This window comes from Marinobacter sp. UBA3604 (genome assembly GCF_002375325.1).
In the GTDB taxonomy this organism is placed as follows: domain Bacteria; phylum Pseudomonadota; class Gammaproteobacteria; order Pseudomonadales; family Oleiphilaceae; genus Marinobacter; species Marinobacter salarius.
The window spans coordinates 12,585-36,481 of record NZ_DFMB01000063.1 but is presented as its reverse complement, the minus strand read 5'-3'; the positions used below and the strand labels follow the sequence as shown (position 1 = coordinate 36,481).

At 57.5% G+C, this 23,897-nt stretch carries 24 protein-coding genes; 12 read left to right on the top strand and 12 right to left on the bottom strand.

The genetic code is table 11. The annotated features are described in order from the left end of the window. Window positions 1–28 precede the first annotated feature (28 nt). Entirely contained in the window at window positions 29–661 is a 633-nt protein-coding gene (locus B2590_RS18530; protein WP_286811734.1) for a class I SAM-dependent methyltransferase, read from the bottom strand. A 181-nt stretch (window positions 662–842) separates the two neighbouring features. Here B2590_RS18530 and B2590_RS18525 point away from each other — a divergent pair, with 181 nt between their 5' ends. The 4 genes from B2590_RS18525 to cydC are packed head-to-tail and all read left to right on the top strand — an operon-like array spanning window position 843 to window position 6,554. Next, window positions 843–2,273, top strand: a complete 1,431-nt coding sequence (locus B2590_RS18525) for a cytochrome ubiquinol oxidase subunit I (protein WP_286811733.1) — start codon at window positions 843–845, stop codon at window positions 2,271–2,273. A gap of 2 nt (window positions 2,274–2,275) precedes the next feature. Then, entirely contained in the window at window positions 2,276–3,277 is a 1,002-nt protein-coding gene (cydB, locus tag B2590_RS18520) for a cytochrome d ubiquinol oxidase subunit II (RefSeq protein WP_036207368.1), read from the top strand. Further along, entirely contained in the window at window positions 3,278–4,948 is a 1,671-nt protein-coding gene (cydD, locus tag B2590_RS18515) for a thiol reductant ABC exporter subunit CydD (protein ID WP_286811732.1), read from the top strand. Beyond that, window positions 4,941–6,554, top strand: coding sequence for a thiol reductant ABC exporter subunit CydC (gene cydC, locus B2590_RS18510; RefSeq protein WP_286811731.1), 1,614 nt, complete (start codon window positions 4,941–4,943; stop codon window positions 6,552–6,554). Before cydD ends, cydC begins: the two co-directional genes overlap by 8 nt. Window positions 6,555–6,559: 5 nt before the next feature. On the opposite strand, the gene B2590_RS18505 is transcribed toward cydC, so the two are convergent. Continuing rightward, window positions 6,560–7,801: a saccharopine dehydrogenase family protein gene (locus B2590_RS18505; RefSeq protein WP_036207377.1), complete on the bottom strand. Its 1,242-nt coding sequence runs from the start codon at window positions 7,799–7,801 to the stop codon at window positions 6,560–6,562. A 27-nt stretch (window positions 7,802–7,828) separates the two neighbouring features. Beyond that, entirely contained in the window at window positions 7,829–8,254 is a 426-nt protein-coding gene (locus tag B2590_RS18500; protein ID WP_036207380.1) for a hypothetical protein, read from the bottom strand. Between the two features lie 125 nt (window positions 8,255–8,379). Between B2590_RS18500 and B2590_RS18495 the strand changes: the two genes are divergently transcribed. Further along, the gene (locus B2590_RS18495) at window positions 8,380–8,709 is read left to right on the top strand and encodes a hypothetical protein (protein WP_036207383.1); all 330 of its coding nucleotides are present in this window, start codon (window positions 8,380–8,382) and stop codon (window positions 8,707–8,709) included. Between the two features lie 8 nt (window positions 8,710–8,717). Beyond that, window positions 8,718–9,182, top strand: a complete 465-nt coding sequence (locus tag B2590_RS18490; protein WP_036207386.1) for a hypothetical protein — start codon at window positions 8,718–8,720, stop codon at window positions 9,180–9,182. Window positions 9,183–9,223: 41 nt separating this feature from the next. On the opposite strand, the gene B2590_RS18485 is transcribed toward B2590_RS18490, so the two are convergent. Then, window positions 9,224–10,165 (bottom strand): electron transfer flavoprotein subunit alpha/FixB family protein, encoded by a 942-nt coding sequence (locus B2590_RS18485; RefSeq protein ID WP_036207389.1) that lies wholly within the window; start codon window positions 10,163–10,165, stop codon window positions 9,224–9,226. Continuing rightward, window positions 10,166–10,915, bottom strand: coding sequence for an electron transfer flavoprotein subunit beta/FixA family protein (locus B2590_RS18480; RefSeq protein WP_036207392.1), 750 nt, complete (start codon window positions 10,913–10,915; stop codon window positions 10,166–10,168). A gap of 418 nt (window positions 10,916–11,333) precedes the next feature. Here B2590_RS18480 and B2590_RS18475 point away from each other — a divergent pair, with 418 nt between their 5' ends. After that, window positions 11,334–12,986: an electron transfer flavoprotein-ubiquinone oxidoreductase gene (locus tag B2590_RS18475; protein ID WP_286810014.1), complete on the top strand. Its 1,653-nt coding sequence runs from the start codon at window positions 11,334–11,336 to the stop codon at window positions 12,984–12,986. Window positions 12,987–13,053: 67 nt separating this feature from the next. On the opposite strand, the gene B2590_RS18470 is transcribed toward B2590_RS18475, so the two are convergent. The 6 genes from B2590_RS18470 to B2590_RS18445 form a co-directional block, all read right to left on the bottom strand. Further along, complete coding sequence (locus B2590_RS18470; RefSeq protein WP_007152117.1) at window positions 13,054–13,515, bottom strand: FKBP-type peptidyl-prolyl cis-trans isomerase; 462 nt, start codon at window positions 13,513–13,515, stop codon at window positions 13,054–13,056. A gap of 203 nt (window positions 13,516–13,718) precedes the next feature. Continuing rightward, complete coding sequence (locus B2590_RS18465) at window positions 13,719–14,288, bottom strand: DUF1285 domain-containing protein (protein WP_041333372.1); 570 nt, start codon at window positions 14,286–14,288, stop codon at window positions 13,719–13,721. A gap of 74 nt (window positions 14,289–14,362) precedes the next feature. Continuing rightward, window positions 14,363–14,812 (bottom strand): SixA phosphatase family protein, encoded by a 450-nt coding sequence (locus tag B2590_RS18460; protein WP_036207403.1) that lies wholly within the window; start codon window positions 14,810–14,812, stop codon window positions 14,363–14,365. A 27-nt stretch (window positions 14,813–14,839) separates the two neighbouring features. Next, window positions 14,840–15,907, bottom strand: coding sequence for an NAD(P)H-dependent glycerol-3-phosphate dehydrogenase (locus B2590_RS18455; RefSeq protein WP_286810015.1), 1,068 nt, complete (start codon window positions 15,905–15,907; stop codon window positions 14,840–14,842). Between the two features lie 76 nt (window positions 15,908–15,983). Next, window positions 15,984–16,475 carry an STAS domain-containing protein gene (locus B2590_RS18450; RefSeq protein ID WP_036207409.1) on the bottom strand — a complete coding sequence of 164 codons (492 nt, stop codon included), beginning with the start codon at window positions 16,473–16,475 and terminating at the stop codon, window positions 15,984–15,986. Between the two features lie 14 nt (window positions 16,476–16,489). After that, entirely contained in the window at window positions 16,490–17,698 is a 1,209-nt protein-coding gene (locus B2590_RS18445) for a PP2C family protein-serine/threonine phosphatase (RefSeq protein ID WP_085680588.1), read from the bottom strand. Between the two features lie 114 nt (window positions 17,699–17,812). Here B2590_RS18445 and B2590_RS18440 point away from each other — a divergent pair, with 114 nt between their 5' ends. Beyond that, window positions 17,813–19,279, top strand: coding sequence for an HD domain-containing protein (locus B2590_RS18440; RefSeq protein WP_036207414.1), 1,467 nt, complete (start codon window positions 17,813–17,815; stop codon window positions 19,277–19,279). Window positions 19,280–19,286: 7 nt separating this feature from the next. Here the strand turns inward: B2590_RS18440 and B2590_RS18435 are convergent, their stop codons facing one another. Beyond that, window positions 19,287–20,300, bottom strand: coding sequence for an NAD(P)/FAD-dependent oxidoreductase (locus tag B2590_RS18435; RefSeq protein ID WP_286810016.1), 1,014 nt, complete (start codon window positions 20,298–20,300; stop codon window positions 19,287–19,289). A gap of 117 nt (window positions 20,301–20,417) precedes the next feature. Here B2590_RS18435 and B2590_RS18430 point away from each other — a divergent pair, with 117 nt between their 5' ends. From B2590_RS18430 to B2590_RS18415, 4 genes are read left to right on the top strand one after another with little or no spacing between them, the layout of a single operon-like run. Next, entirely contained in the window at window positions 20,418–21,374 is a 957-nt protein-coding gene (locus tag B2590_RS18430) for an acyl-CoA desaturase (protein ID WP_075195778.1), read from the top strand. Beyond that, the gene (locus B2590_RS18425) at window positions 21,371–21,838 is read left to right on the top strand and encodes a nuclear transport factor 2 family protein (protein WP_286810017.1); all 468 of its coding nucleotides are present in this window, start codon (window positions 21,371–21,373) and stop codon (window positions 21,836–21,838) included. The genes B2590_RS18430 and B2590_RS18425 overlap by 4 nt, the downstream gene beginning before the upstream one ends. Next, on the top strand, window positions 21,835–22,635 hold the full coding sequence (locus B2590_RS18420) for an SDR family NAD(P)-dependent oxidoreductase (protein WP_286810018.1): 801 nt from the start codon (window positions 21,835–21,837) through the stop codon (window positions 22,633–22,635). Before B2590_RS18425 ends, B2590_RS18420 begins: the two co-directional genes overlap by 4 nt. Next, on the top strand, window positions 22,632–23,897 hold the full coding sequence (locus tag B2590_RS18415; protein ID WP_286810019.1) for an NAD(P)/FAD-dependent oxidoreductase: 1,266 nt from the start codon (window positions 22,632–22,634) through the stop codon (window positions 23,895–23,897). Before B2590_RS18420 ends, B2590_RS18415 begins: the two co-directional genes overlap by 4 nt.

Sequence of the window (23,897 nt, the reverse complement as noted above, 5' to 3'; positions counted from 1 at the left end):
CGCAATTGGGATTGCGGTGGAGGTGTTTTTAGCTAGGTTGCTGAGGCTTCCGCGCCCTGCCCTTGTAGATATAACCAGCGAATTTCGGGGCCTTAGGCACGTATAGGTTTTCCAGTTCGGTGATCTCAAACCCCGCTTCCCGGATCAGTTCCGCAATCGGTCGGTTAAGGTGGCAGCCGCCGGCGATTTTCTTCCAGCCTGGGGTGATGCGGTGTTGCCATTTGCACACGCCCTCGTCCGGCGATTCTCCGTGTTCCAGGAATAGCAATTCGCCGTCGGGCTTGAGTACCCGCTTCATTTGATCCAGCGCGGCTCGCCAATCGGGGATGGTGCATAGGGTGAACGTAAGCAGTACCGTGTCGACGCTGTTGTCTGGTAGCGGAATTTGCTCGCCCGGTAAGTCCAGCCATTCCACGGCCACCCTGGATTTGGCCAGGTTGGCCTGTGCCTTTCGCCGCATGCCTTCGGACGGCTCCAGGCCGTAGACGAGGCTAACGGTATCCGGGTTGTAGAACTCCAGATTAATGCCCGAGCCCATACCCACTTCCAGCACAGTGCCGTTTGCCTTCGGCACCACTTGGCTGCGCAGCTTCATTACCTGCCCTACTGAGCAGGAGTAATCGATCAGGTGTGGCAGTATTCGCTCGTCGTAGAAACCCATGGAGCCTTCCTATACTTGTTTTAAATCAAGGGGTGCGACATTCTGTCCCTTGGTTTTCCCTGTGCTACGGGTAGCATGGCTACTATCTGCCGGTAAAACAACACTACAACCCAGCCAAGGCAGCGGCCAAGCGGGCGCCAAGCTCGTTTATTCTGTTCACTGTAGTGTCCGGAGGTTCCGCATGGAACTTGATCCCGTCCTTCTGTCGCGAATCCAGTTTGCGTTCGTGGTGTCCTTCCACGCTATCTTTCCGGTGTTTACCATCGGGCTTGCGTCCTACATTGCAGTGCTCGAGGGCCTGGCGTTTAAAACCAACAACCCTTCCTGGGTAAAACTCTCTGCCTTTTGGACCAAGGTGTTCGCGGTGGTGTTTGGCATGGGCGTGGTATCGGGCATTGTGATGTCCTTCCAGTTCGGCACCAACTGGAGCAACTTTGCCCAGGCGTCCGCCAACTTCCTGGGGCCGATGCTGAGTTATGAAGTGGTTACCGCCTTTTTCCTCGAAGCGGCGTTCCTGGGTGTGCTGCTGTTCGGGCGCGACAAGGTACCTGCCGGGGTTCATCTTTTTGCGGCTGTGATGGTGGCCACGGGCACCTTTATATCATCGTTCTGGATCCTGTCAGCCAATAGCTGGATGCATACCCCCGCCGGTACGGAATTCAGGGATGGGGTGTTCTTTGTCACCTCCTGGAGCGAGGCGATATTCAATCCGTCCTTTCCTTATCGCTTTTCCCACATGGTGGTGGCCTCGTTCCTGACTGGCTCGTTCGTGGTGGCGGGTGTCAGTGCCTGGTATCTGCTTCGCAAACGTGAGGTTGAGGCGAACCGCCGCGCGTTGTCCATGAGCCTGTGGCTGATTCTGGTTCTTGCCCCCACCCAGGCGGTTATCGGGGATTTCCATGGCCTGAACACGCTGGAACACCAGCCCATGAAGGTCGCCGCCATGGAAGGCAACTGGGAAACCTCGCGTAATGTGCCGCTGCTGTTGTTCGCGATTCCCGACCAGGAAAACCAGACCAACCGGTACGAGGTAGCCATTCCCAGCCTGGCCAGCCTGATCCTCACCCATGAGTGGGACGGCGAAGTGCCCGGGCTGAACGAAGTCACGGTGGACGAGCAGCCGCCGGTCGCAATCGTGTTCTGGTCATTCCGGGTGATGGTTGGCCTGGGCATGCTGATGATCCTCTTTGGCCTGGCCGGCCTGGTATTGCGGGCCGGTGGCCGATACTGGCAAACCCCCTGGTTCCTGCAAGGGTTGCGCTTTATGAGCCTGACACCCTTTGTGGCGGTACTGGCCGGCTGGTTTGTCACGGAAATTGGCCGCGCGCCCTGGCTGGTGTATGGGCTGATGAACCAGAGCGAGTCGGTTACGCCGTCATTAACCGGCGGTATGGCGCTGTTCTCACTGATTGGCTACATCGTGGTCTATGCTTTGGTGTTCAGTTCCGGTGTCTATTACCTGATGCGGGTGCTGTACGTGGGCATGGAAGACGAAGACGCAGAGGAAGGCCATGAAGCCGAACGGCCGAAACGTCCCTTCTCGGCCACCCATGTGCCGTTTGAGATTGATGATAACGGTCGTCAAAAGCCACTGAACCAGGGAGGCCACTGATTATGGAACTGTTCGATCTGGCCCTGATCTGGGCGTTTATTATCGGTTTCGGCATTATTATGTATGTGCTGATGGACGGGTTTGACCTGGGCATTGGCATTCTCTTTCCCTTCGCGCCGAAAGAAGAAGACCGGGACACCATGATGAACACGGTGGCACCGGTCTGGGATGGCAACGAAACCTGGCTGGTGCTTGGCGGGGCGGGCCTGTTGGCGGCGTTTCCACTGGTTTACTCCACCATTCTGCCGGCGCTGTACATTGGTGTATTCCTGCTGCTGGCCGGTCTGATCTTTCGCGGGGTGGCGTTTGAGTTCCGCTTCAAGGCCAGAACCTCGCGCTATCTCTGGAACTGGGCCTTCGCCGGTGGCTCCACGGTGGCTTCGTTTGCCCAGGGCGCCGTGGTGGGTGCCTATATCCAGGGCTTTGAGATTACCAACCGGGTCTATACCGGCGGTGCGCTGGATTGGCTGACCCCTTTCACGGTGCTGACCGGTTTCGGTCTGATGGCCGGCTATGCGTTGCTGGGCTCCACCTGGCTGATCATGAAAACCGAGGGCCGCCTGCAGGACTGGGCGTATCGGATCACCATTCCGCTGCTGCTGGGTGTGTTGGTCGTGTTCGCGATGATCAGCGTCTGGACGCCGTTTGTGGATGAAGCGGTGAAAAACCGCTGGTTCTCCAATCTGAGCATTATCTGGATATTGCCCGTGCTCGCCCTGCTCTGTGCCTTTCAGATCTTCCGGTCAGTTCGGAACCGGTTTGAAGGCATGCCGTTTGTCGCCACGGTGGGGCTGTTCATCTTTACCTACCTGGGCTTGATCGTCAGCCGCTGGCCCTATGTGGTGCCGCCGGAATACACGCTCTGGGATGCCTCCTCCGCGTACGGCTCACAGTTGTTCCTGCTGCTGGGGCTGCTGTTCGTGATTCCCATTGTGCTGGTCTACACCGCCTGGACCTATTGGGTGTTCCGGGGCAAGGTACGGGCTGGCGAGGGATACCACTAGGTGGCTGAACAAGCCGAGTCAAAACGTTGGCTGGGGGCACTTGCCGCCCACAGCCGGCGGCTGATCCTGGCCACGGTTTCGGCTGGCGTTGTGGTGGCCCTTGCCACCATCGCGCAAATGGCGTTCCTGGCGGGCATTGTTCACCAGGGTATTGTCGATGAGATACCGGTGGCCGAGCTGTCGCTGCTGTTCACCGGTGCCATCGTCGCCATATTGGTCCGCGGTGTGGCTCAGGGGCTACAGGCCCGATACGCAGCCCGCTGCAGCCGCGAGGTGCGTAGCGAGGTTCGCCATAGTATCAACCGGTGCTGGCAGGCCAGCGGGCCGGTTTCGATGAGCCAGACCTCCGCCGGCACCCTGGCGCGGGAATGGCTTGACCACACCGACGCCCTGCATGGGTATTTCGCCCGTTTCCTGCCCCAGATGATGCTCGCGGTGGTGGTGCCGCTGATGATCCTGGTGGTGGTGTTTTCACTGGACTGGCTCGCGGGGATCTTCCTCCTGCTCTCCGCCCCATTGATACCACTGTTCATGGCACTGGTCGGGATGGGCGCCGAAAAGCTCAACCAGCAGCATTTCCAGACCATCGGCCGTTTGTCCGGCCAGTTTCTGGATAAAGTTCGGGGGCTGACCACTTTGCAGTTGTTTGGCCAAACCGCTCCCGCTGCGGAAACCCTGCGCAAGCGCTCGGATGAATACCGCCGCATCACCATGAAAACCCTCAAGATCGCGTTCCTGTCTTCGGCGGTACTGGAGTTCTTTTCCTCCGTAGCCATTGCCGTCGTGGCCATTTACATCGGCTTCGGGTTGCTGGGGTACATCACCTTTGGGCCGTCCAGCGACCTGACACTGTTTTCCGGGCTGTTGATCCTGCTGCTCGCCCCGGAGTTCTTCCAGCCATTGCGATTATTGTCCCAGCATTATCATGATCGCGCTGCGGCGATGGGTGCCAGTTCTGAAATCGTCGATCGGTTGCAGGGTGTTGATAAACCACAACCGCAAGCAGAGCCCCGTCACCAGCCGGAATCTCCCGATATTGTGGCCATTCGTGATGTTGCTCTTGCCTACGATGCCGCCAGGCCGGTTCTGGACGGCGTGTCTCTGGTGATCAACAAAGGCGATGTTATCGCCCTCACCGGGCCTTCTGGTGGCGGTAAAACCTCGCTCTTGCATCTGCTGGCCGGTTTTATGCGACCAGACCGGGGGCGTATTTCAGTGTTTGGAGACCGTGCCGGCGATGAGGCGTTTGGCTGGCTGGGGCAGTCCCCCTTCCTGGTGCATGGTACCTGGGCCGACAACCTGCGCCTGACCACACCGGACGCGACTGACATTGCCATAGAAACGGCCTTGCATCATGTTGGCCTGGAAAGCCTGATAAAAGGCCGGGAACGCGGAATCTACAGTGCTATCACCGAAGAGGGCCAGGGGCTCTCTGGCGGGCAGGCACGCCGCTTGAGCCTGGCACGGGTGTTTGTGGCCAGTTACGACCTGATACTGCTGGATGAGCCCACGGCGGGGCTGGACAGTGACAGCGAAATATACGTGCTGGAAGCGCTGCACAAGCTGGCGCTGGCCGGTAAGACTCTGGTTTTCGCCACTCACCACCAGGCACTGCTGACACTGGCCAACCGTACTTTGCTGGTGACGGAAGGAGGCGTTGCAGATGCGTGAGCTTGGCCCCTGGTTCGCATTGATTTTCCGTCGCCCCGGTCGCCTGGTGACCGGCGGCTTACTCATACTGGCCACCCTGCTTGCGGGTATGGGGCTGCTGGCATTGTCGGGCTGGTTTATTACCGCCACGGCGCTCTCCGGCATCCTGTTGGCAGCCGGTGTGCAGGCGTCCATCAATCTGTATGTCCCTGGTGGTGGCATTCGCTTCTTTGCCGTGGCGCGAACGGTCGCGCGGTATGCCGAGCGGGTGTACAACCACGATACCGTGCTGCGCCTGCTGACGGATATCCGAGTGGCCCTGTTCGAGCGTTTATCCACCGCCGGCCGGGACCGGAGAACCCGTTTACGCGGCCCGCAATGGCTATCCCGCCTGACCAATGACGTGGATGCCCTGGACACGCTGTATCTGCGCCTGATCGCACCTACGGCCCTTGCTGCTTTGGTAACGGCGATACTGCTGATCGCCGCGTGGTTGATGTATCGCGGGGAACTGGCCGTCGGCCTTGCTCTGGTGCTGGTACCGGCATTTTTGGTAGCAACGCTGCTGGTTTACCTGCGAACCCGGCATCTGGTCTACCAGCAGACGGCGGCCCGCGAACGGGTAAGAACAGACGTCATCGAGCACATCGAGGGCTTCGGGGAACTCACCGCCGCAGGACGCATTGGCAAACATGCCGCCCTGTGCCTGCGCCAGGCGGGACAGATCACCCGCAACGAAGCCCGCACTGACACGCGCACCGGCTGGAACCTCGGGCTATCCCAGGTCATGGTGAACCTGTCGGTGGTGCTCGCGCTGTGGATGGGGCTAGAGTTGTTCCAGGCAGGGGCGGTGACAGGCCCGATGGTTGTGCTGCTGCCAATCGCCCTCCTCGGTTTACAGGAAATCTATTCGATGCTTCCGGATGCATTCGCGCGCCTGGGGGGCACGCTCGCATCTGCTGCGGCGCTCAACCGGGACTGCGCTCCAGAACCCTCCCAGGGTGCGCACGAACAACAGCCACATCGCAGTGACTGTGCCCTGGAACTCGAGCGTGTGACGATCCGTTTCAGCGACCATGCGCCGGTGCTCAGTCATTTCGATATGGCGGTCGCTAAGGGCGAATGGGTGGGAATCATTGGCCACTCCGGCGCGGGAAAATCCTCACTGGCGGATATCATCGCAGGCCTTGAGACGCCGGCAGTCGGGCGTGTTCACGCGTTACCGCTGGCCTATCTGACACAGAAAACCGTACTGTTCGATGACACCCTGAAAGCCAATCTGCTGATCGGCCGCCCAGACGCCACGGATGCGGACCTCTGGCGGGTTTTGGAGCTGGTGGCGATGGCAGACCGGTTTGTCCACGAACCGGCACAGCTGAACTCCTGGCTGGGCTCCATGGGTAGCCAGTTATCTGGCGGTGAAGCCCGGCGTATTGCACTGGCACGGGTGCTATTGAACAAAGCGCCGTTATTGATTCTGGACGAACCGTTCACCGGAGTGGACGCCGAAACCCGGAACAACATTGCGACGGGTATGAGGCAGTGGTTGGCAGGAAAAACGGTGGTGTCACTGGGGCACGCGCCGGAGGCCTTACTCGCCTCCGACCGTACCATCCGGCTGGCCTAGCGGCCTCAGCTGGTTTCCAGTACTTCGAAGGTCAGGCCAGCCTTGCTGGTCAGGCGCTCATAGAGCTTGCCATCAAGAAGCGACGATGGTGTCCAGAAACCGCCCTGTTTTTCGGCCGGTACATCAAACGCCAGGCTCATACCTGCCTCGCCCAGCATCTTGCCGGTTGAACCGTAACCGGGGTCGCGGTCACCCGTGACTTTGGTCTTGATGATCTTGCCGTCGGTCGTCTTGCCCACAAAGCGCAGATCGTAAAAGCCATTTTTCTGGGCTTCCGGGCTTGGGCCCTCGCCCGGCTTGGGCACGAACTTTTCCACCACCCAACGAGTTGGCTTGAACGCAGACGCGGTGAAGAAACCTCCAAGCGCGCCGGTAATTCCGTAAGCCGCGAGACGACCTTTCACACCACGACCAGTCATCATGGCCTCATCGTAGGTGAACTCCTTGCCATAACGAGCGTTCTGCAAAGCGTTGGAGCGATGGACGATCCGGGTGTTGATGGCCCCCATGACGAACGGCGCCAGCCAGACACCGAAGTCGTTATCGAACTCTGCGCCTTTCAGGCTCGGTTGACGGGTTTTGGAGCGGTGCTCCGGCGGGCAGATCGAAAACGGGTTGGCCAGCTCCTTACGCAGTTTCGGGTCGGCGGCCGCTTCCTTGGCGATGTTCATCATGCTGGCCACGGTGCCGCCGGAGAACTCGCCCTTGGCAATTTTGACCCGCATCCGCACGTCCTGGCACGGAGCGCCGAGGGTTTCCGCAGCTTTTTCCTGCAGGAACCATACCCCCATGTCTGATGGGATGGAATCAAAGCCACAACAGTGGACGATGCGGGCCCCGGAGGCCTTGGCTTTATCCTCGTAGGTGTCCACCATCTTGCGGATCCATTGCACTTCGCCGGTAAGGTCGCAATAGTCCGTACCGGTTTCAGCGCAGATTTTGACCAGCGGTTCGCCATATAGAGCATAGGGACCAACGGTTGAGATCACCACGCGTGTCTGGTCACACATGGCTTTCAGGGCGCTTTCATCGGCGGCGTCTGCCACAATGACGGGCAGCTCAGACGCCGACGGGCCCAGGCCCTGTTTGAGGGTGGCCAGCTTGCTTTCTGAGCGTCCGGCGATGGCCCAGCGAACGTCTTTGCCGATACCATAGGATTCCAACAGGTAACCGGTAAGGATCTGCCCCACGAAGCTGGTGGCACCGAATACCACGATGTCGTAGGTGGTGTCAGTCTTTGTGCTCATTCGTTGTCCTTAATCCATTTGGATCAATTATGAATTGGTGGCGGTCGACCGCGACGCTTTTGCACCCATCAATACCAGGAACAGCGCTACACCCAGGCCCCAGAAGCCGTTCAGTATCAGCCCGCCAACCCAGGTCTGGGCGGTGACAGCGATGCCCTTCAGCGGGAAGACCACCAGCATGGCGACGGCTGTCGGCCCGATGGCGCCTACTATTACATTACCCAACCAGAACTTAAAGCCGCCAAAGCGGCCAAGGATCGCCCAGAGCACGACTCCCCAAAGCCCGCCAAAGAAAGCCAGCGAGAAAACAGCGGGAATACCCAGCGGCGGAACCGCAGCCATGTTAAAGGGTGCGGATGGCACCATTCCCACGAAATAAAACACGGCAAACAGCCCCTGATGAAAGATCAGGGTGGCAAGAAGGCCACTGACAAATGCTTTTAACCAGATCATGTCACTATCCTTTCGTTTATTTCCCTGGAGGTTGCAACAAAACGTCGCATCGGCCAATCGAATCATCGTACCGATACTGCACACTCTGTCAGACTCAATGAACCCGAATCCCGGAGGTTAACCCATTGAACACCCTGCTTCTGGTACTGAGCCTCATACTTGCCACTCTCAGCGCCTGGCTGTTCTGGCAGGTACGTCTCCAGCAAAGATCCATTGGCAAGGCGATGGCTGAGAGCTATGGCCCTGATAATACACGGGAACCGGAGCTGATACTTACGCTGCGAGTAAAAGATCCGATTGCCCTGGCAAAACGCGAATCGAAGTCAGCCCGCATGTTGGCAGACCGTCTTCCGGTGATGGTGAAACGGCTGGTGTATCAGGAAGTCATGAAAGAGCTCGAACTGGAACTGGCCGAACGGGAAATCGACGTGGAAATGAAGCTCGAATACCGATAGGAGGCGCCATGGACATCGTATCACTGCTCAGTTTAAGCGCCATTGTGACCTCAACGGGGCTTATGGCGGTTGCGTTCCGACAACACAGCCGCAACACCCGAACTCTCCGTATCCTTCACTCCCAACGGATTTCGGCCAACAGCCATATCCAGAAAACCCGGATGGATCTGATGGAAACCCGAAACCGGGCCCGCTTGCTGGAGGAAACCGTCAAGAATGGCACCAGCGCGGTAGAGAAGGTTCACAAGGCCATTACCACCACAACGTTCAGCCTGATCGACCGCTTTTCAAGCAATGAGGAGTTCCGCGAAAACGCCCGTCGGGCGCGGGAAACCCACGACCAGACCAGTGACCAGATCTATCGCTCGGTGCACACCACCAACAAGGCGTTGCATATACTGGCGGACACCCTGTTTTTCGGTAAGAAGGAAAAACAGCTGACGGCACGAAAAAAGCCGAAAGACGAGCAATAAAAAAGGCACCCTAGGGTGCCTTTTTTAGTAGAGTCAGAAAGTTATAGGACTTTCTTCAACTCTTCTTCAAGCTGCGGAACCGCTTCAAACAGATCCGCGACCAGGCCGTAATCCGCCACCTGGAAGATCGGCGCTTCTTCGTCCTTGTTGATCGCAACGATCACCTTGGAGTCAGACATACCGGCCAGGTGCTGGATGGCGCCGGAGATACCAACCGCGATGTACAGCTGCGGTGCAACGATCTTACCGGTCTGGCCGACCTGCATGTCGTTGGGCACGAAGCCTGCGTCAACAGCCGCACGGGACGCACCAACAGCGGCGCCCATCAGATCGGCAACCTGCTCCAGCATCTTGAAGTTGTCGCCGTTCTGCATGCCACGGCCACCGGAAACCACGATACCCGCGCTTCCCAGGTCCGGACGGTCAGACTTGGCCAGCTCTTCGCCGACAAAGGTGGACAGGCCAGCGTCTTTAACCACGTCCAGCTGCTCAACGGCGGCGGAGCCACCTTCACCAGCCACCGGATCAAAGGCGGTCGGGCGTACGGTGATAACCTTGATGCTGTCAGCGGATTTCACCGTGGCAATGGCGTTACCAGCGTAAATCGGGCGAACGAAGGTGTCTTCGGACTCCACACGCATGATGTCAGAAACCTGGGCAACGTCCAGCAGCGCAGCAACGCGCGGCATGAAGTCTTTACCCGTGGTGCCGGCAGCGGCCAGGATATGGCTGTAGCCCTTGCCCACTTCGGCAACCAGCTCACCCAGGTTCTCGCCCAGGAAATGACCGTACGCAGCGTTGTCGGCAACCAGTACCTTGTTAACGCCTTCGGCCTTCGCAGCCGCTTCGCCTACAGCGCCGCAGTTCTCACCGGCAACCAGTACGTCGATGTCGCCGCCAATGGCCTTGGCAGCTGCGACTACGTTCAGGGTAGCCTGCTTCAGGCTGCTGTTATCATGTTCAGCAATTACAAGGATGCTCATTTAGATCACCTTCGCTTCGTTCTTCAGTTTGTCGACCAGCTCAGCTACGTCAGCGACCTTCACACCCGCCTGACGGGAAGCCGGAGCCTCAACCTTCAGGGTGGACAGACGCGGAGCAAGCTCAACACCCAGATCGGCCGGGCTCATGGCATCCAGCGGCTTCTTCTTGGCCTTCATGATGTTCGGCAGGGACGCGTAGCGCGGCTCGTTCAAGCGAAGATCGGTAGTCACAACCGCCGGCAGGTTCAGGGCCACGGTCATCAGGCCGCCGTCGACTTCGCGGGTCACGTTGACCTTCTCACCTTCGACAACCACTTCAGACGCGAATGTGCCCTGACCCATACCGGTCAGCGCGGCCAGCATCTGGCCTGTCTGGTTGTTGTCGGAATCGATGGACTGTTTGCCAAGAATGACGAGCTTGGGCTCTTCCTTCTCAACCACACTCTTGAGCAGCTTGGCCGCTTCGAGAGACTGAACCTCTTCGTCAGTTTCGATGTGGATACCCCGGTCAGCACCCAGTGCCAGAGCGGTACGGATTTGCTCCTGGCAGGCCTTCGGGCCGATGGATACCACCACGATTTCACTGGCAACGCCCTTTTCCTTCAAACGAACCGCTTCTTCAACAGCGATTTCGCAGAATGGGTTCATTGCCATCTTGACGTTGGCGAGATCAACGCCGGTGTTGTCCGGCTTGACGCGCACCTTCACGTTGTAGTCGATTACTCGTTTTACAGCGACCAGAACCTTCATAGATTCCTCGTTCTTCTACGATGAGTTTACAATTGAGAACAGCACATACTTGCAGGATCTGCTGTCTGTCAGGGCGTCATAATACTGCAGGCAAAGGCTACCGGGGTCAATAGTCCCTATAGACGCTGCACCGCCGCGTCAATGGCCAATGAACACCTGTTGACTCCACCTGAGCGTGAGACGATACTAAAAAACGATTCAAAAAACACGTTTTGGCCCAGTGCCACCAAACAATGCCAAAGGTAGACCCAAATTTCAAACAAACGTTTGTTTGATTATTCAATTGCGGTATCCTTTTACTCTATTAAGGCAGGTGCTTTCGCTTTGAGGGAGTCGTCTATACGAGCTTTTACCGGTATGATGACGCCCCTAAGAATTTGCCTGTTGGCATCACTATAAAACAGATGAGGAGACCAACGTGGAACGCGAATCGATGGAATTTGATGTTCTGATCGTCGGCGGTGGGCCGGCTGGCCTCTCGGCAGCCTGTCGTGTCATGCAGATGGCCCAGGAAGCCGAGCAGGAACTGACCGTCTGCGTCGTTGAGAAGGGGTCCGAGATCGGCGCCCACATCATGGCTGGCACAGTGTTTGAGCCCACGGCCCTCAACGAGCTGTTCCCGGACTGGAAAGAGAAAGGCGCACCGCTGAACACGCCGGTCACCCGTGATGACATTTTCCTGCTAAAGAACCAGGAAGGCGCCATCAAGATTCCAAACGCCTTTGTGCCCAAGAACATGCACAACCACGGCAACTACATCATCAGCCTGGGCAACCTGTGCCGCTGGCTGGCCGAGCAGGCCGAAGGCCTGGGCGTTGAGGTGTATCCCGGTTTTGCCGCTTCCGAAACCATCGTAGAAGATGGCCAGGTCAAGGGCATTGTCACCGGCGATATGGGTGTGGCCCGTGACGGCTCCGAAAAAGACGGCTTCATGCCGGGCATGGAACTACGTGCCAAGTACACCCTGTTTACCGAAGGCTGCCGTGGTCACCTGGGCAAGCGCCTGATCAACGATTTCAAGCTTGACGAAGGCAAAGACCCTCAGCACTACGGTATTGGTATCAAGGAATTGTGGGACATCGATCCGGCCAAGCATGAGCCAGGCCTGGTTATCCACACAACTGGCTGGCCGTTGAACGAATCCGGCTCTACCGGTGGCTCCTTCCTTTACCATCTGGAAAACGGCCAGGTATACGTTGGCCTGATCAGCGATCTGTCCTACAGCAACCCGCACATGAGCCCGTTCGACGAGTTCCAGCGCCTGAAGCTGCATCCGGAGATCAAGAAACACCTGGAAGGCGGCAAGCGAGTGGCCTATGGCGCCCGCGCCATCACCAAAGGTGGCTTCAACTCCCTGCCGAAGATGAGCTTCCCGGGCGGCCTGCTGCTGGGCTGTGACGCCGGCACCCTGAACAGTTCCAAGATCAAGGGCTCCCACACCGCCATGAAATCCGGCCTGCTGGGCGCAGAGGCAGTGTTTGAGGCGTTGAAGGACGGCAAGAGCGGTGAGGAGATCACCAGTTTCGAAGATCGCTTCAAGGATAGCTGGCTCTATAAAGAGCTGTATGCCGAGCGCAACTTCAGCCCGGGCATGCACAAGTTCGGTAACTTCGTGGGCGGCGCGATTGCCTACTTCGAGCAGAACATTCTTCGGAGCAGTCTGCCGTTTACGTTCCACGACACGACTCCCGACTATGCCACGCTAAAGCCTGCGGACCAGGCCAAGAAGATCGATTATCCGAAGCCGGATAACAAACTGACCTTCGACAAGCTGTCCTCTGTGTTTATCTCCAACACCAACCATGAGGAAGATCAGCCGGTTCACCTGAAGCTGTCCAACCCGGACATCCCAATTAAGGATAACCTGCCGAAGTACAACGAGCCTGCGCAGCGCTACTGCCCGGCCGGCGTGTACGAAGTGGTTGAAGCGGATGACGGCAGTGGCAAGAAGTTCCAGATCAACGCGCAGAACTGCGTTCACTGCAAAACCTGCGACATCAAGGACCCGGCCCAGAACATCACCTGGGTGACGCCGGAAGGTGGCGGTGGTCCGAACTATCCGAACATGTAAATAGTTCTGGATAGCAAAAAAAACGGCCCCAACAGGGGCCGTTTTTTTATGAACAACTATGACGAGATCAGTGAGCGTGACCGTGCTCTTGCTCTTCGTCAGTTGCTTCGCGCGCTTCAACCACTTCCACGTCGAAGTGCAGGGTCTGGCCTGCCAGCGGGTGGTTGGCATCGATGGTGACGGTTTCGTCGCCTACTTCCACGACACGAACGACCTGGGGGCCACCCGGAGTCTGTGCCTGGAACTGCATGCCCGGCTCGATGGTGTCGACACCTTCAAACGCAGAACGTGGGACCGGCTGGACCAGTTCTTCGTTGACTTCGCCGTAACCTTCACCCGGCTCAACAGATACTTTAACCTGATCGCCAGCGTTCTTTTCGTTCAGCGCATTTTCCAGTCCGCCGATAATGTTCTGAGCACCTTCCAGATAGGACAGAGGCTCGCGACCTTCTACACGGGAGGAGTCCAGCTCTTCTCCCTGGTCGTTGGTGAGCGTGTAGTGGATGGTGACAACACGAGGTTGGGCCATGTGATCTCCTTGCGTGTCGCAATGACTGTTTGATGTAAATTTGGGCAATCGAAAGTGATCTTGAACAGCCAGACTGCACAGAGGGACTTACGACCACCGGGCCTCGTTAGAGAGCCAGGCTCGGTAACAAGTTCGAAAATACAGTTTAACAAGTGTCAGACTGCGTTTTCTACCGTGAGTTAGTTGGGACGGCGGCTGGTAATTCAACCGTTATCGGCAATTTTATAGAAATTTCCGCTACTCCAGACACCTATAACGGTATCTTCTCCGGAACTTTCTTCAGTCACCCGGTCGGCCAGATCGTAATAAGCGGCCGTTACCAGCCTTGCCTCCACACCGTGGCGTAAACCGATGACCGGGCGTGGTTCGTTGGTTCCTTCATAAACCCCAATGTGCAGAGGGTGCTCGTCCCCAACTAACAGTGTCTCTCCTGTGTTGGTAGTTACTGACAGAACCTGATCCTTTCCACTGCCAGAGACTTCAAGAGAATGAGCAAGAATGGCCGTATCTTCGACAGTGATCCGCCACTTCTCAACCGGCGTCACCAGATAATGGTGCCCGTCACTTTCCTGCCGCAGAATCGTCGAGAACAGCTTAACAATGGCGTCCCGGCCGATGGGCTTGCCCTGATACAGCCACTGCCCGTCACGGGCAATCACGATATCAATGTCTCCGGACAGCTCCGGGTTCCATGTTTCGAGCGGTGGCAGGCCTTTTCCGGGAGCCTGTGCACTTTCCACTTGTTGCGCAATTGTCTCGGGCTTCTGGCTCATAAAGGTTATTCCTGTGTGGTTTCACAGAAACTATGGGCGCTGGGGCACCGATTTTAAAGGTCTTATGAGAGATTTCAGGGTAGGAATTGTGCCCGCAAGTCGGCGCAGCCCGGACCCGCTACGGGCATTTCGAGAACCACTGCCTGAGCGGTCATAAAGGGGATGCCCTTACGATGACCATCCACCAGGAGTGTCGAAAGGCTGCCAACAAAGGGCATATGAGAAATCAGCAATAACGGAGAGGGAGCGGATTCGATCAACTCATCCAGACAACGGCCGGGATCATCATCCGGCGTAATATAATCCTTTTCCGTGACCGGGCAATTCAGAATCTCAGACGCAATCGCAGCGGTTTGCCGGGCCCTGACCAATGGGCTGCACCAAATAAATTCAGGGCGCCAGGGCGACTCCGCAATCTGAGCGGCTACGTCCGCCACCCCGTGGCGACCAAACTCCGTCAGCTCACGCTCCCTGTCGAGAGTGTGCCAACCGGCCTCACCATGGCGCATGACGATCAAGTGCACTGGCTTTCCCTCCGGCTAACCCGAACCTTACTGACTGATGGTTCGTGGAAGAATGAATTCCACATCTGAATTCTGGACCGACATCATCAGACTGTTGATCACTGCACTGATGGAGGCGCCATCGTAAAGAATCTCATAGAGCCCTCGAACCAAAGGCATGTAGATACCAATCGCCTCGGATTTCTCCTTGACCAGTTTCAGGGTATAGATGCCCTCGGCCACCTGGCCCAACTCCGAGACCGCCTCATCCAGCGCCTGGCCGTTACCTACGGCGTAACCAACACGGTAGTTCCTGCTTTTCGGAGACGTACAGGTCACGATAAGATCCCCTACCCCCGCAAGGCCCATAAACGTCATGGGGTTGGCCCCCAGGCTGACCGCAAACCGGCTCATTTCCGCCAGCCCGCGGGTAATCAGCATCGCTTTGGCGTTTTCTCCCAGATTCCGCGCTGACGCCAGCCCGGCAACGATGGCGTAGATATTCTTCAGTGCACCGGCCAGCTCGACGCCATACACATCCACATTGGCGTAGACCCGCAGATATTCGCAGCCAAGCAGTTCCTGAACCGTGCGGCGCACGTCAGGGTCCTTGGCTGCGATAACGGTTGCCGTGAGGTCCTGACTGACGATTTCACCAGCCAGATTGGGACCGCTGAGCACACCAATGCGGGAACGCGGAATTTCTTCCTGAAGGATTTCGCTCATCAGCTTGAAGCCATGCTCTTCGATGCCCTTGGTCAGGCTGACAACGATCTGCCCTTCCCGGAACTCAGAGCTGTTTTCACGAATGACGGAGCGGAAGGCTTTGCTGGGAATGGCCACAAAGACAATTTCAGCCTTACCGACCGCTTCCGGCAGGCTGGTAGTCGGTTGAATATCACCAGTTAGGGTGACATCCGGCATATAGCGGCTGTTGATACCGGTGTTGCGGATTTCATCCGCCTGGGCTTCGTCCCTCATCCAGAAATGGACGGTATGGCCATTCTCCCCCAGCACTTTGGCCATGGCAGAACCGAAACTGCCACCGCCGAGAACCGCTACATCATGGCCGGTCTGGGAAACGTCGGTGGGCCCACGGTTATTTTTCTCAGGCATAGTCGTTCCGTTATGTTTTATGGTTCAGCCCGGTAAACGGCCGGCAGGAATGGAGAACGCAGTGATGACCCCGGGCTCAGCCGGACTCTTCGCATTCCAGGGCACGCACCAGGTTCTTGAATTCTTCCCGGTTACGGCTGTTCAGGCCCATCAGCACACGGTGGGCTTCCAACACCTTATCCCTGACCTGCTGCTCGCTCGCGCGCAATACGGGGATTTCTTCCAGTTCTTCGATGCGGGACGCAGGCTCGCGAACAATGATGAAAATCTTGTCGAAACCCATGGAGGTGATGATTCGGGTTATATCAGGGTTGGTGGATATCATCGTGGGCAGGAAATTACTGCGTTTCTGGGCAGCCATGGCAATCTTGGCCAGCAGCCCAAGGGTGGTGCTGTCGATGATCTCGGTTTCGGTAAGATCAATAACCACCGTCTTGAAGTCAGGATCCTGGGTAATGGACTCAACCAGATTGTCCAGCGTCGAACACAGGTTCAGCCGGATTTCTCCAATAAACTTAAGGACATAGATGCCCTGTTTTTCAGCTTGCAGGATCTTGTAACCAGCCATTGAATCCACTGCCACTATGTCGACGTCGGGCCATTGGTATCAGGATCGGTATCCGTTACTGATACGATAGCAATATCGTCAGGTAACTCTGTGATCTCGTCGAGATTCAGAGCGTCGCCCAGGGAAGCAATAGTGTGACTACCTCCCGAGACGAGTTCAAGTAGTGTCTTTTCCTTTTCATCCAGGCTTTTGGCCTTGATGACCTCCAGTATACCGTCTGAGAAAAGAATCAGGTGGAACGGCTTGTCCAGTGGAACTTCGTAAACCTCCCATTCCGGCGTCTCGAACAGCCCTACCGGCAAGCCACTGCCTTCGAGGAACTCTGTCCTGCCGCCCTCCAGGGAAAGGATCGGCATCGGGAAATGGGCGCCCACCGAATAGCGAAGGCTCCTGTCAGACGTTGATATGATGCCTACGAACACCGTTACATGCTTGCCCAACCCGGTATCGAGCAGTTCGGAATTAATCCGCTCAAGGAAACGATCGGGAAACAGGATGTCATCACTGGAGCCACGCCTGAGATTGCGCTGGAGGCGGTTGGTCAGGTTTTTCAGCAACACCGTTACGAACGCTGAGCTGGCACCGTGGCCAGACACGTCGGCGATATACACCAGCACCTTGTCTTCGGTTATTCGGAAATAGTCCAGGAAATCCCCGCTAAGAAACAGCGAGGGCTTGATGAGGTGATTGACGGAAAAGCCGGAAAGCACCTGTTCCCGGTCTGGCAACATTCTGAGCTGGACCTTACGGCCGGCGCGCTGGTCGGCGCGTAATTCCGCAATGCCATCCCGCAAGTCCCGGTTCGCTTCTTCCAGTTCCTGGCGGTAAAGCTGGTTGAGCCGGTTCACACGCACCCGATCAAACAGCTTGCCAATAACGTCATCGAGGGCGCCACGATCATCGGAACAGGGTTTAAGCACGATATCGGCCGCGCCCGCTCTCAGCGCATTGACGATTTCGGAGGCATCTGCGGTGGAATAGCAGGCAACGATGGGGGTGAAGGTTTCCGCGTCTTCCAGTCGACCGGCAAGCTCACCAATGGCGTCCGGCGACAGGTCGGCAAAAATGATGTCCGGAATATTATCGTCGAACAGGGAACGGGCGGAAGCCAGGTCCGAATAACCGGTAACGTAGAATCCCCTGGCCTCAAGGTATCGACCCAGTTCCGAGCGGGCACGTTCATCCGAATCGATAATAAGAATGCGCTCGGTGCGCGATGTCATGGCGATTGCCCTAAACTACCATCGGTAAACAGGAAATTGGGTTTCTGATACCTATTCTGGCACGCCCCTGTGATATAACAAGACATGTTTGATGTTTTTGGGAGGTTGTAATCTATGAGAAGTGCCGTCAATGACCTGCTCGGGGCTTATGACAAGCTGATCATGGACCCGGTCCATGGCGGAATTCCGCTTTACCGGCATGAAATCAAGGTTATCGACCATCCCCTGTTCCAGCGCCTGCGCAACATTTGCCAGAACGACATCCTCAGCCTGGTTTTCCCGGGGGCGACCCACTCACGCTTCCTTCACAGTATTGGCGTGATGCACGTGGGCACGCGGATGTTCCGCTCGATGATCGACGCCTACCTGCGGGAACGCCAGCTCAGCGACCAGACAGACCTTAGCCTCAGCCAGCTTGATGCCATTGACTACCTGGCCAAGACCATCCGCCTGGGCTGCCTGCTGCACGACAGCGGACATTCCAGCTTCTCCCACCAGTTCACCCAGGCGCGGCGCATCCACGACCTTATGTCGCGGCCCGACCGGTTTGATGACCTTTGGAGCGGTGTCGACTATTCCGTGTATCACAGTGAACGCCCGGAAGAACTGGAGCACGAGCACTATTCCGTGAGGGTTGCCCACGAAGTGCTGTCGTCCATTGACCTTGAGACCGCCGGCCTCGATCCAAGAGACGTGATCGGCATCATGGAGACCACGGATGTGCGGCCCAGCGATGCGTTCTGCCGCCACGCACGCACCTTCTGGAATTTCATCGCCGGTAACGACGCGGACTCCGGTGTTCTAAGCGAAGCCGACACCCCCCGGCTGGTGATGGACCTGATGTCGTCCATTGTCTCCGGTGAAATCGACGCCGACCGGGCCGACTACATGCTTCGGGACGGTTTTCACTCCTCAGTCACCATCGGTGGTTTCAACCTTGACCACCTGCTGAGCAACCTGCGCTTCGGCTGGGACGTGCGCGAGCCCTGGCTCGGCCTGGCCATCACCCAGAAGGGTCTTGGCGCCTTGGAGGACTTCGTCTACAGCCGCCACCAGATGTACCGCAAGGTCTACGCCCACAAGACGGCCCTGGGTTTCGACTGGCTGTTGCGGGAAGCGATCAACGAAGTGCTTGAAGACCCGGAAATATTTGATTGGGTGGATACCTGCCTGAGCGACATGCGTTACTTCGCAGAACTGACAGACAGCTTCTTCTGGGAGGCTTTTCGCAAAGTGGCGCGGAAAAAGTCTGGCAGTTATTCACGCTGCATTGTGGACCGGGCCAAACTGAACCACCTGGACACCCGGGAAGATCTCACTGTCGCCGGCATCGAGGATCACAGCCGTTGGCTGGCCCGGGAGCTGGACCTGGACCCGGGCGAGGTTGTGACCTGCTCCATGCGGGCACGGTTCTCGAACATCCAGGACAATTTCAACGGCATCAAGGTACTGGTGCGTGATCCGATCAACCGTGCCCGTTCCCTGCGCAAGATTACCGATATCAGCGCCTTCTTCAGCAAGTTCAGCGACGGTACCATCACCCACTTCTACGTTCGGCCAACCGTACTGACCGGCAAGTAAGTTGGGTTTAGTCCGCCAGCATATGCGCGACCAGGCCACTGGCACTGTTGAACGCGCCCTCCACGCGGCCGCCGCTCAGCCAGTCCCCGGCCAGCCCGATGCGCTGGTCGCCATACCAGCGAAAACCGGGTTGCTCCGTGGGCGAGGATTTCGCATAAAGCCACCGGTGCGAAATCCAGTCGTCAGGGCAGACAGTAACACCGGTTACCTTCTTAAACGCCTCAATCATGGCAGCCGACACCCTGTCCGCCGAGGTATTTTCGTGCTCCCGAGACCATTGAGGCGTTGCATGGAGAACCCACCACTGGCCGGAATCGTCCCTGCCCGGTTTGCTCGAGTTATTCGCAATCCAGTCGAGTATCGGGTTCTGGCACCGCATCCCGTCATAGGGCTGTTCCAGCGCCTGCCGAAAATAGACAGCGGTTGCCCAGCACGGCTGGATATGGCTAACGTGGCCCTGCATCTGGTCCGAGAGCGCTGTGAGTGCACTGTTGCTGAACAGATCCCGGGTCTGAGCCGGAGGTGCCGTGACGATAACCGCGTCAAAGGGACCATAAGACTCGCCGTCTGTATCGTTCAGCAACCACTGTTGACCCTGGCGAACCAGGCTATCAATGCGCGTTTGCGCCTGGACGTCTGCAGCGGTGGAAAACCCGCGGGTGATGGCGGTCATCCGGGGAACGCCGACGTAGCGGGTCTCTTGCGGGAACGGCTCCCATTGCCCGGAGGTGGTCTGGTAACCAAACCGCCCGGGCCACGGCCTGAAACTGCCTTCGGCATAGCGGTTCAGGAAGGCGGAGAACGCAGGATTCCTGATCGTAAAGTATTGCGCCCCGATGTCCACGGAGCCACCCGCAACACGCTTTGCGGCCATGCGACCGCCCGGGCCGCGGCTTTTCTCGAAGATCGTCGCTTCATGGTTCTGCTCCTGAAGCAGAAGTGCTGCACTCAGGCCGGCCATGCCTGAACCAACAATGGCAATCCGGCGTATAACAGGCATCTGATCGGTTTGGTTAAACATCGTATAACGTGCATCCAAATTCGGTTGTTGGAACGTAGAACCCGTCAAGCGTCTGGTTGAGATTCTTCAACGCCCAGGCTTTACAGGTTAAACCACGAACGAAAGGGCAATCAGGGTATGACCCGAGTGCAACACTGGCTGACAAACATTCTGAGATGGTTCGACTCCGCTGCGGGTTCGGATCACCTCGACACAAGCTCGCGGGCTTTCAATTTTCTCAGGGTGGTTCCCTTTATAGCACTTCATCTGGCCTGTCTGCTGGTCATCGTCACGGGCACCAGTACCTTTGCGGTCATCTTTGCAATTGGCTTTTTCGCCGTGCGCATGTTTGCCATCACCGGCTTCTACCATCGCTACTTTGCCCACAAAACCTTCAAGACCAGCCGTGTTGCACAGTTTTTCTTCGGCGTCCTGGGCGCCAGCGCAGCCCAACGTGGGCCGCTGTGGTGGGCCGCTCATCATCGGCACCACCATCAACATTCGGACGACGAGAAGGACTTGCACTCACCACACCAAGGCGGGTTCTGGTGGTCCCACGTTGGCTGGTTTACCTGTGACGCGGGCTTTGCCATGGATGAGCGCCGGGTGAAGGACTGGATGAAATTTCCCGAACTCCGCTTTCTCAACCGCTTTGACTCATTGGTACCGGCGGCAGCCGCGGTCGGTATTTATGCCTTGGGTGAAGCTCTGGCGGCGTGGGCGCCCGGCCTGGGCACCAATGGTTTGCAGCTGCTGACCTGGGGCTTCTTTATATCGACGGTGTTGCTGTTCCATGCCACGGTGTCCATCAATTCCCTGTCCCACGTCTGGGGAAAACGCCGTTTCGAGACTTCCGACGACAGCAGGAACAACGTCTGGCTCGCGCTTATCACGATGGGCGAAGGCTGGCACAACAACCACCATCGCTGGCCTCAATCCGTGCGCCAGGGATTCCGGTGGTACGAGGTGGATATGACCTGGTACGGACTGTGGCTACTCGCACGCCTTGGCATCATCTGGGACATGAATCCTATTCCAGAGCACATTCAGGAAGAAACCCGCCAACTGGATTCCATGAGGAGGAAACACTCATGAGTACCGCCTCTGTCATCGAAATGGGCAACCAGAATTCATCCGTCCAGGAAACTCTTGGGCGCTTCACGCAACTCTTCAACAACCTCTGCGCCGGCAACATGGCGGAGCTGTCCAGCGTGTACAGCGAAAACGTGACATTTACCGATCCGTTCACGAGCGTGCGGGGAATTGGTGAACTGACAGAATACTTTTCCGGGGCCTACGCCAACGTGATTTCCTGCGGTTTCGACTTCGGCGAGCCCGTGGTCAACGGCGAGGATGTGTGCATTCCCTGGGTGATGCACCTCCGACACAAGCGTATTCGGAAGGGCAACCCGGTTGCGGTGGAAGGCATTAGTCAGTTGGTTATTCGTGAGGCGCGCGTTCTCTCCCATCGGGATTATTTCGACATCGGCCAGTTACTCTACGAAAACCTTCCGTTACTGGGTGGCGTGATCCGTTGGATAAGGAATCAGGCGGGATGAGTGAACGGCTTGGAACAGCATCCAACATCTGGATTACCGGGGCCAGTTCAGGGATCGGCGAAGCCGTTACCCACGCGCTGGTAGACCAGGGGCACCGTTTGGTGATCACCGGTAGACGACAGGAAGCGCTGGATGGCCTGTGCGCGCTGGCGCCGGAGAGAGTCGTGGCGGCGCGGGCCGACACCACGAGCCAGGAGGACCTGCAGGGTATTGCCGCAAGCCTGGAAACCCATGGTGACCTGAATATGGCCATCCTCAACGCCGGCACCTGTGAATACCTGGAAATCGCCAACTACGACAGCGCTGTGATCGAAAACAACATAAACACCAACGTGGTGGGCACCGCACGCTGTCTGGATATTGCCTTGCCGGCTCTGCGGCGCACTGTCGCGAAGGGCCAACCGGCGACGCTGGTGATTGTCAGCTCATCGGCGTGGTGGTTTCCCTTCGGCCGCGCCGAGGGGTACGGAGCCTCCAAGGCCGCGCTCACCTACTTTGCCCACGCGCTACGAGCGGATCTGGCGCCCGAAGGCATCGACGTGGTGGTGGTTTCGCCGGGGTTTGTGAAAACGCCGCTGACCGACAGAAACGATTTTCCGATGCCGTTCCTGGTCTCAGCGGAAGACGCTGCAGGCCGTATCGTCAAAGGACTGCGTCAAGGCCGGAACGAAATCGCTTTTCCGAGGCGATTCACCTGGACACTGAAGGCCCTGGGCGCCCTGCCCCAGGGGTTGATTGATCGCATGGCCGCCAGCATGAGCCGCAAAAGCAGGAATGAACAGGAAACCAATGGATGAGTAACGAACGTCAACGTATTGCAGTCATTGGCGCAGGGGTCTCAGGCCTTACCACGGCCTGGCTCTTATCCGAAAAGTACGATGTAGAGCTGTTTGAAGCCGGCGACTATGCCGGAGGCCACACCAACACAGAGATGGTCACCGCCGGTGGTCGGGAGTGGCCGGTCAACACCGGTTTTATCGTCTTCAATGACTGGACGTACCCCAATTTCATGAAGCTGATGGACCGCTTGGGCGTTGCGTCGGAGGTCAGCGACATGAGTTTCAGTGTTGACTGTCATTCCTCCGGGCTACAGTACAACGGCACCAGCCTGAACACCCTGTTCGCCCAACGCAGAAACCTGCTGAATCTACCATTCCTTCGTATGATCCAGGAGGTCCTGCGCTTCAATAAGGAATCCCGGGCAGACCTGGCCGCTGGCAACATCGCAGACACCGAAACCCTGGGCGAATACCTGAACCGCAACGGCTACTCGCGCTACTTCCGCCAATACTACATCGTCCCCATGGGGGCCGCGATCTGGTCGGCGCCGGAGATTGTACTGGAACAGTTCCCGATCCGATTCTTTCTCCAGTTTTTCAATAATCACGGCATGTTGTCGGTAGACGATCGTCCGACCTGGCGGGTGATTTCCGGCGGCTCCGCGCGCTATGTCGATGCGATGATGGAACGCCTGGGCGAACGCACACATTTGAACAGCCCGGTCAGTTCCGTCGTCCGTGAGCCGGACCATGTGGTGGTCACCGTCAATGATGAGCACCACCACTTTGACCAGGTAGTGTTTGCCTGCCACAGCGACCAGGCCCTTGGCATGATCGCCGATCCTTCCGCCGAAGAACTGGATATTCTTGGTGCCATTACCTATCAACGCAATGATGTGGTGTTGCACACCGACAGTTCGGTACTGCCATCAAATCGCAGGGCGTGGGCGGCGTGGAACTATTTCATACCGCAACACAGCACCGAGCCTGTGTCTGTGACCTATAACATGAACGTACTGCAGAATTTCGATGAGGCACCGGAAACCTTCTGTGTCACCCTCAACCGCAGCCAGGACATTGATCCGGAGCGCATCATAAAACGCTTCGACTACGCACACCCCGTGTTCACCCTGGAGGCCGTGGCTGCCCAGAAACGCTATGACGAAATCGGCGGCCACAACCGCAGCCACTTCTGTGGCGCCTACTGGTTCAATGGCTTTCATGAGGACGGTGTGAGCAGTGCGCTCCGCGTTACTCAGGCTTTGGGAGTGGAGCTGTAG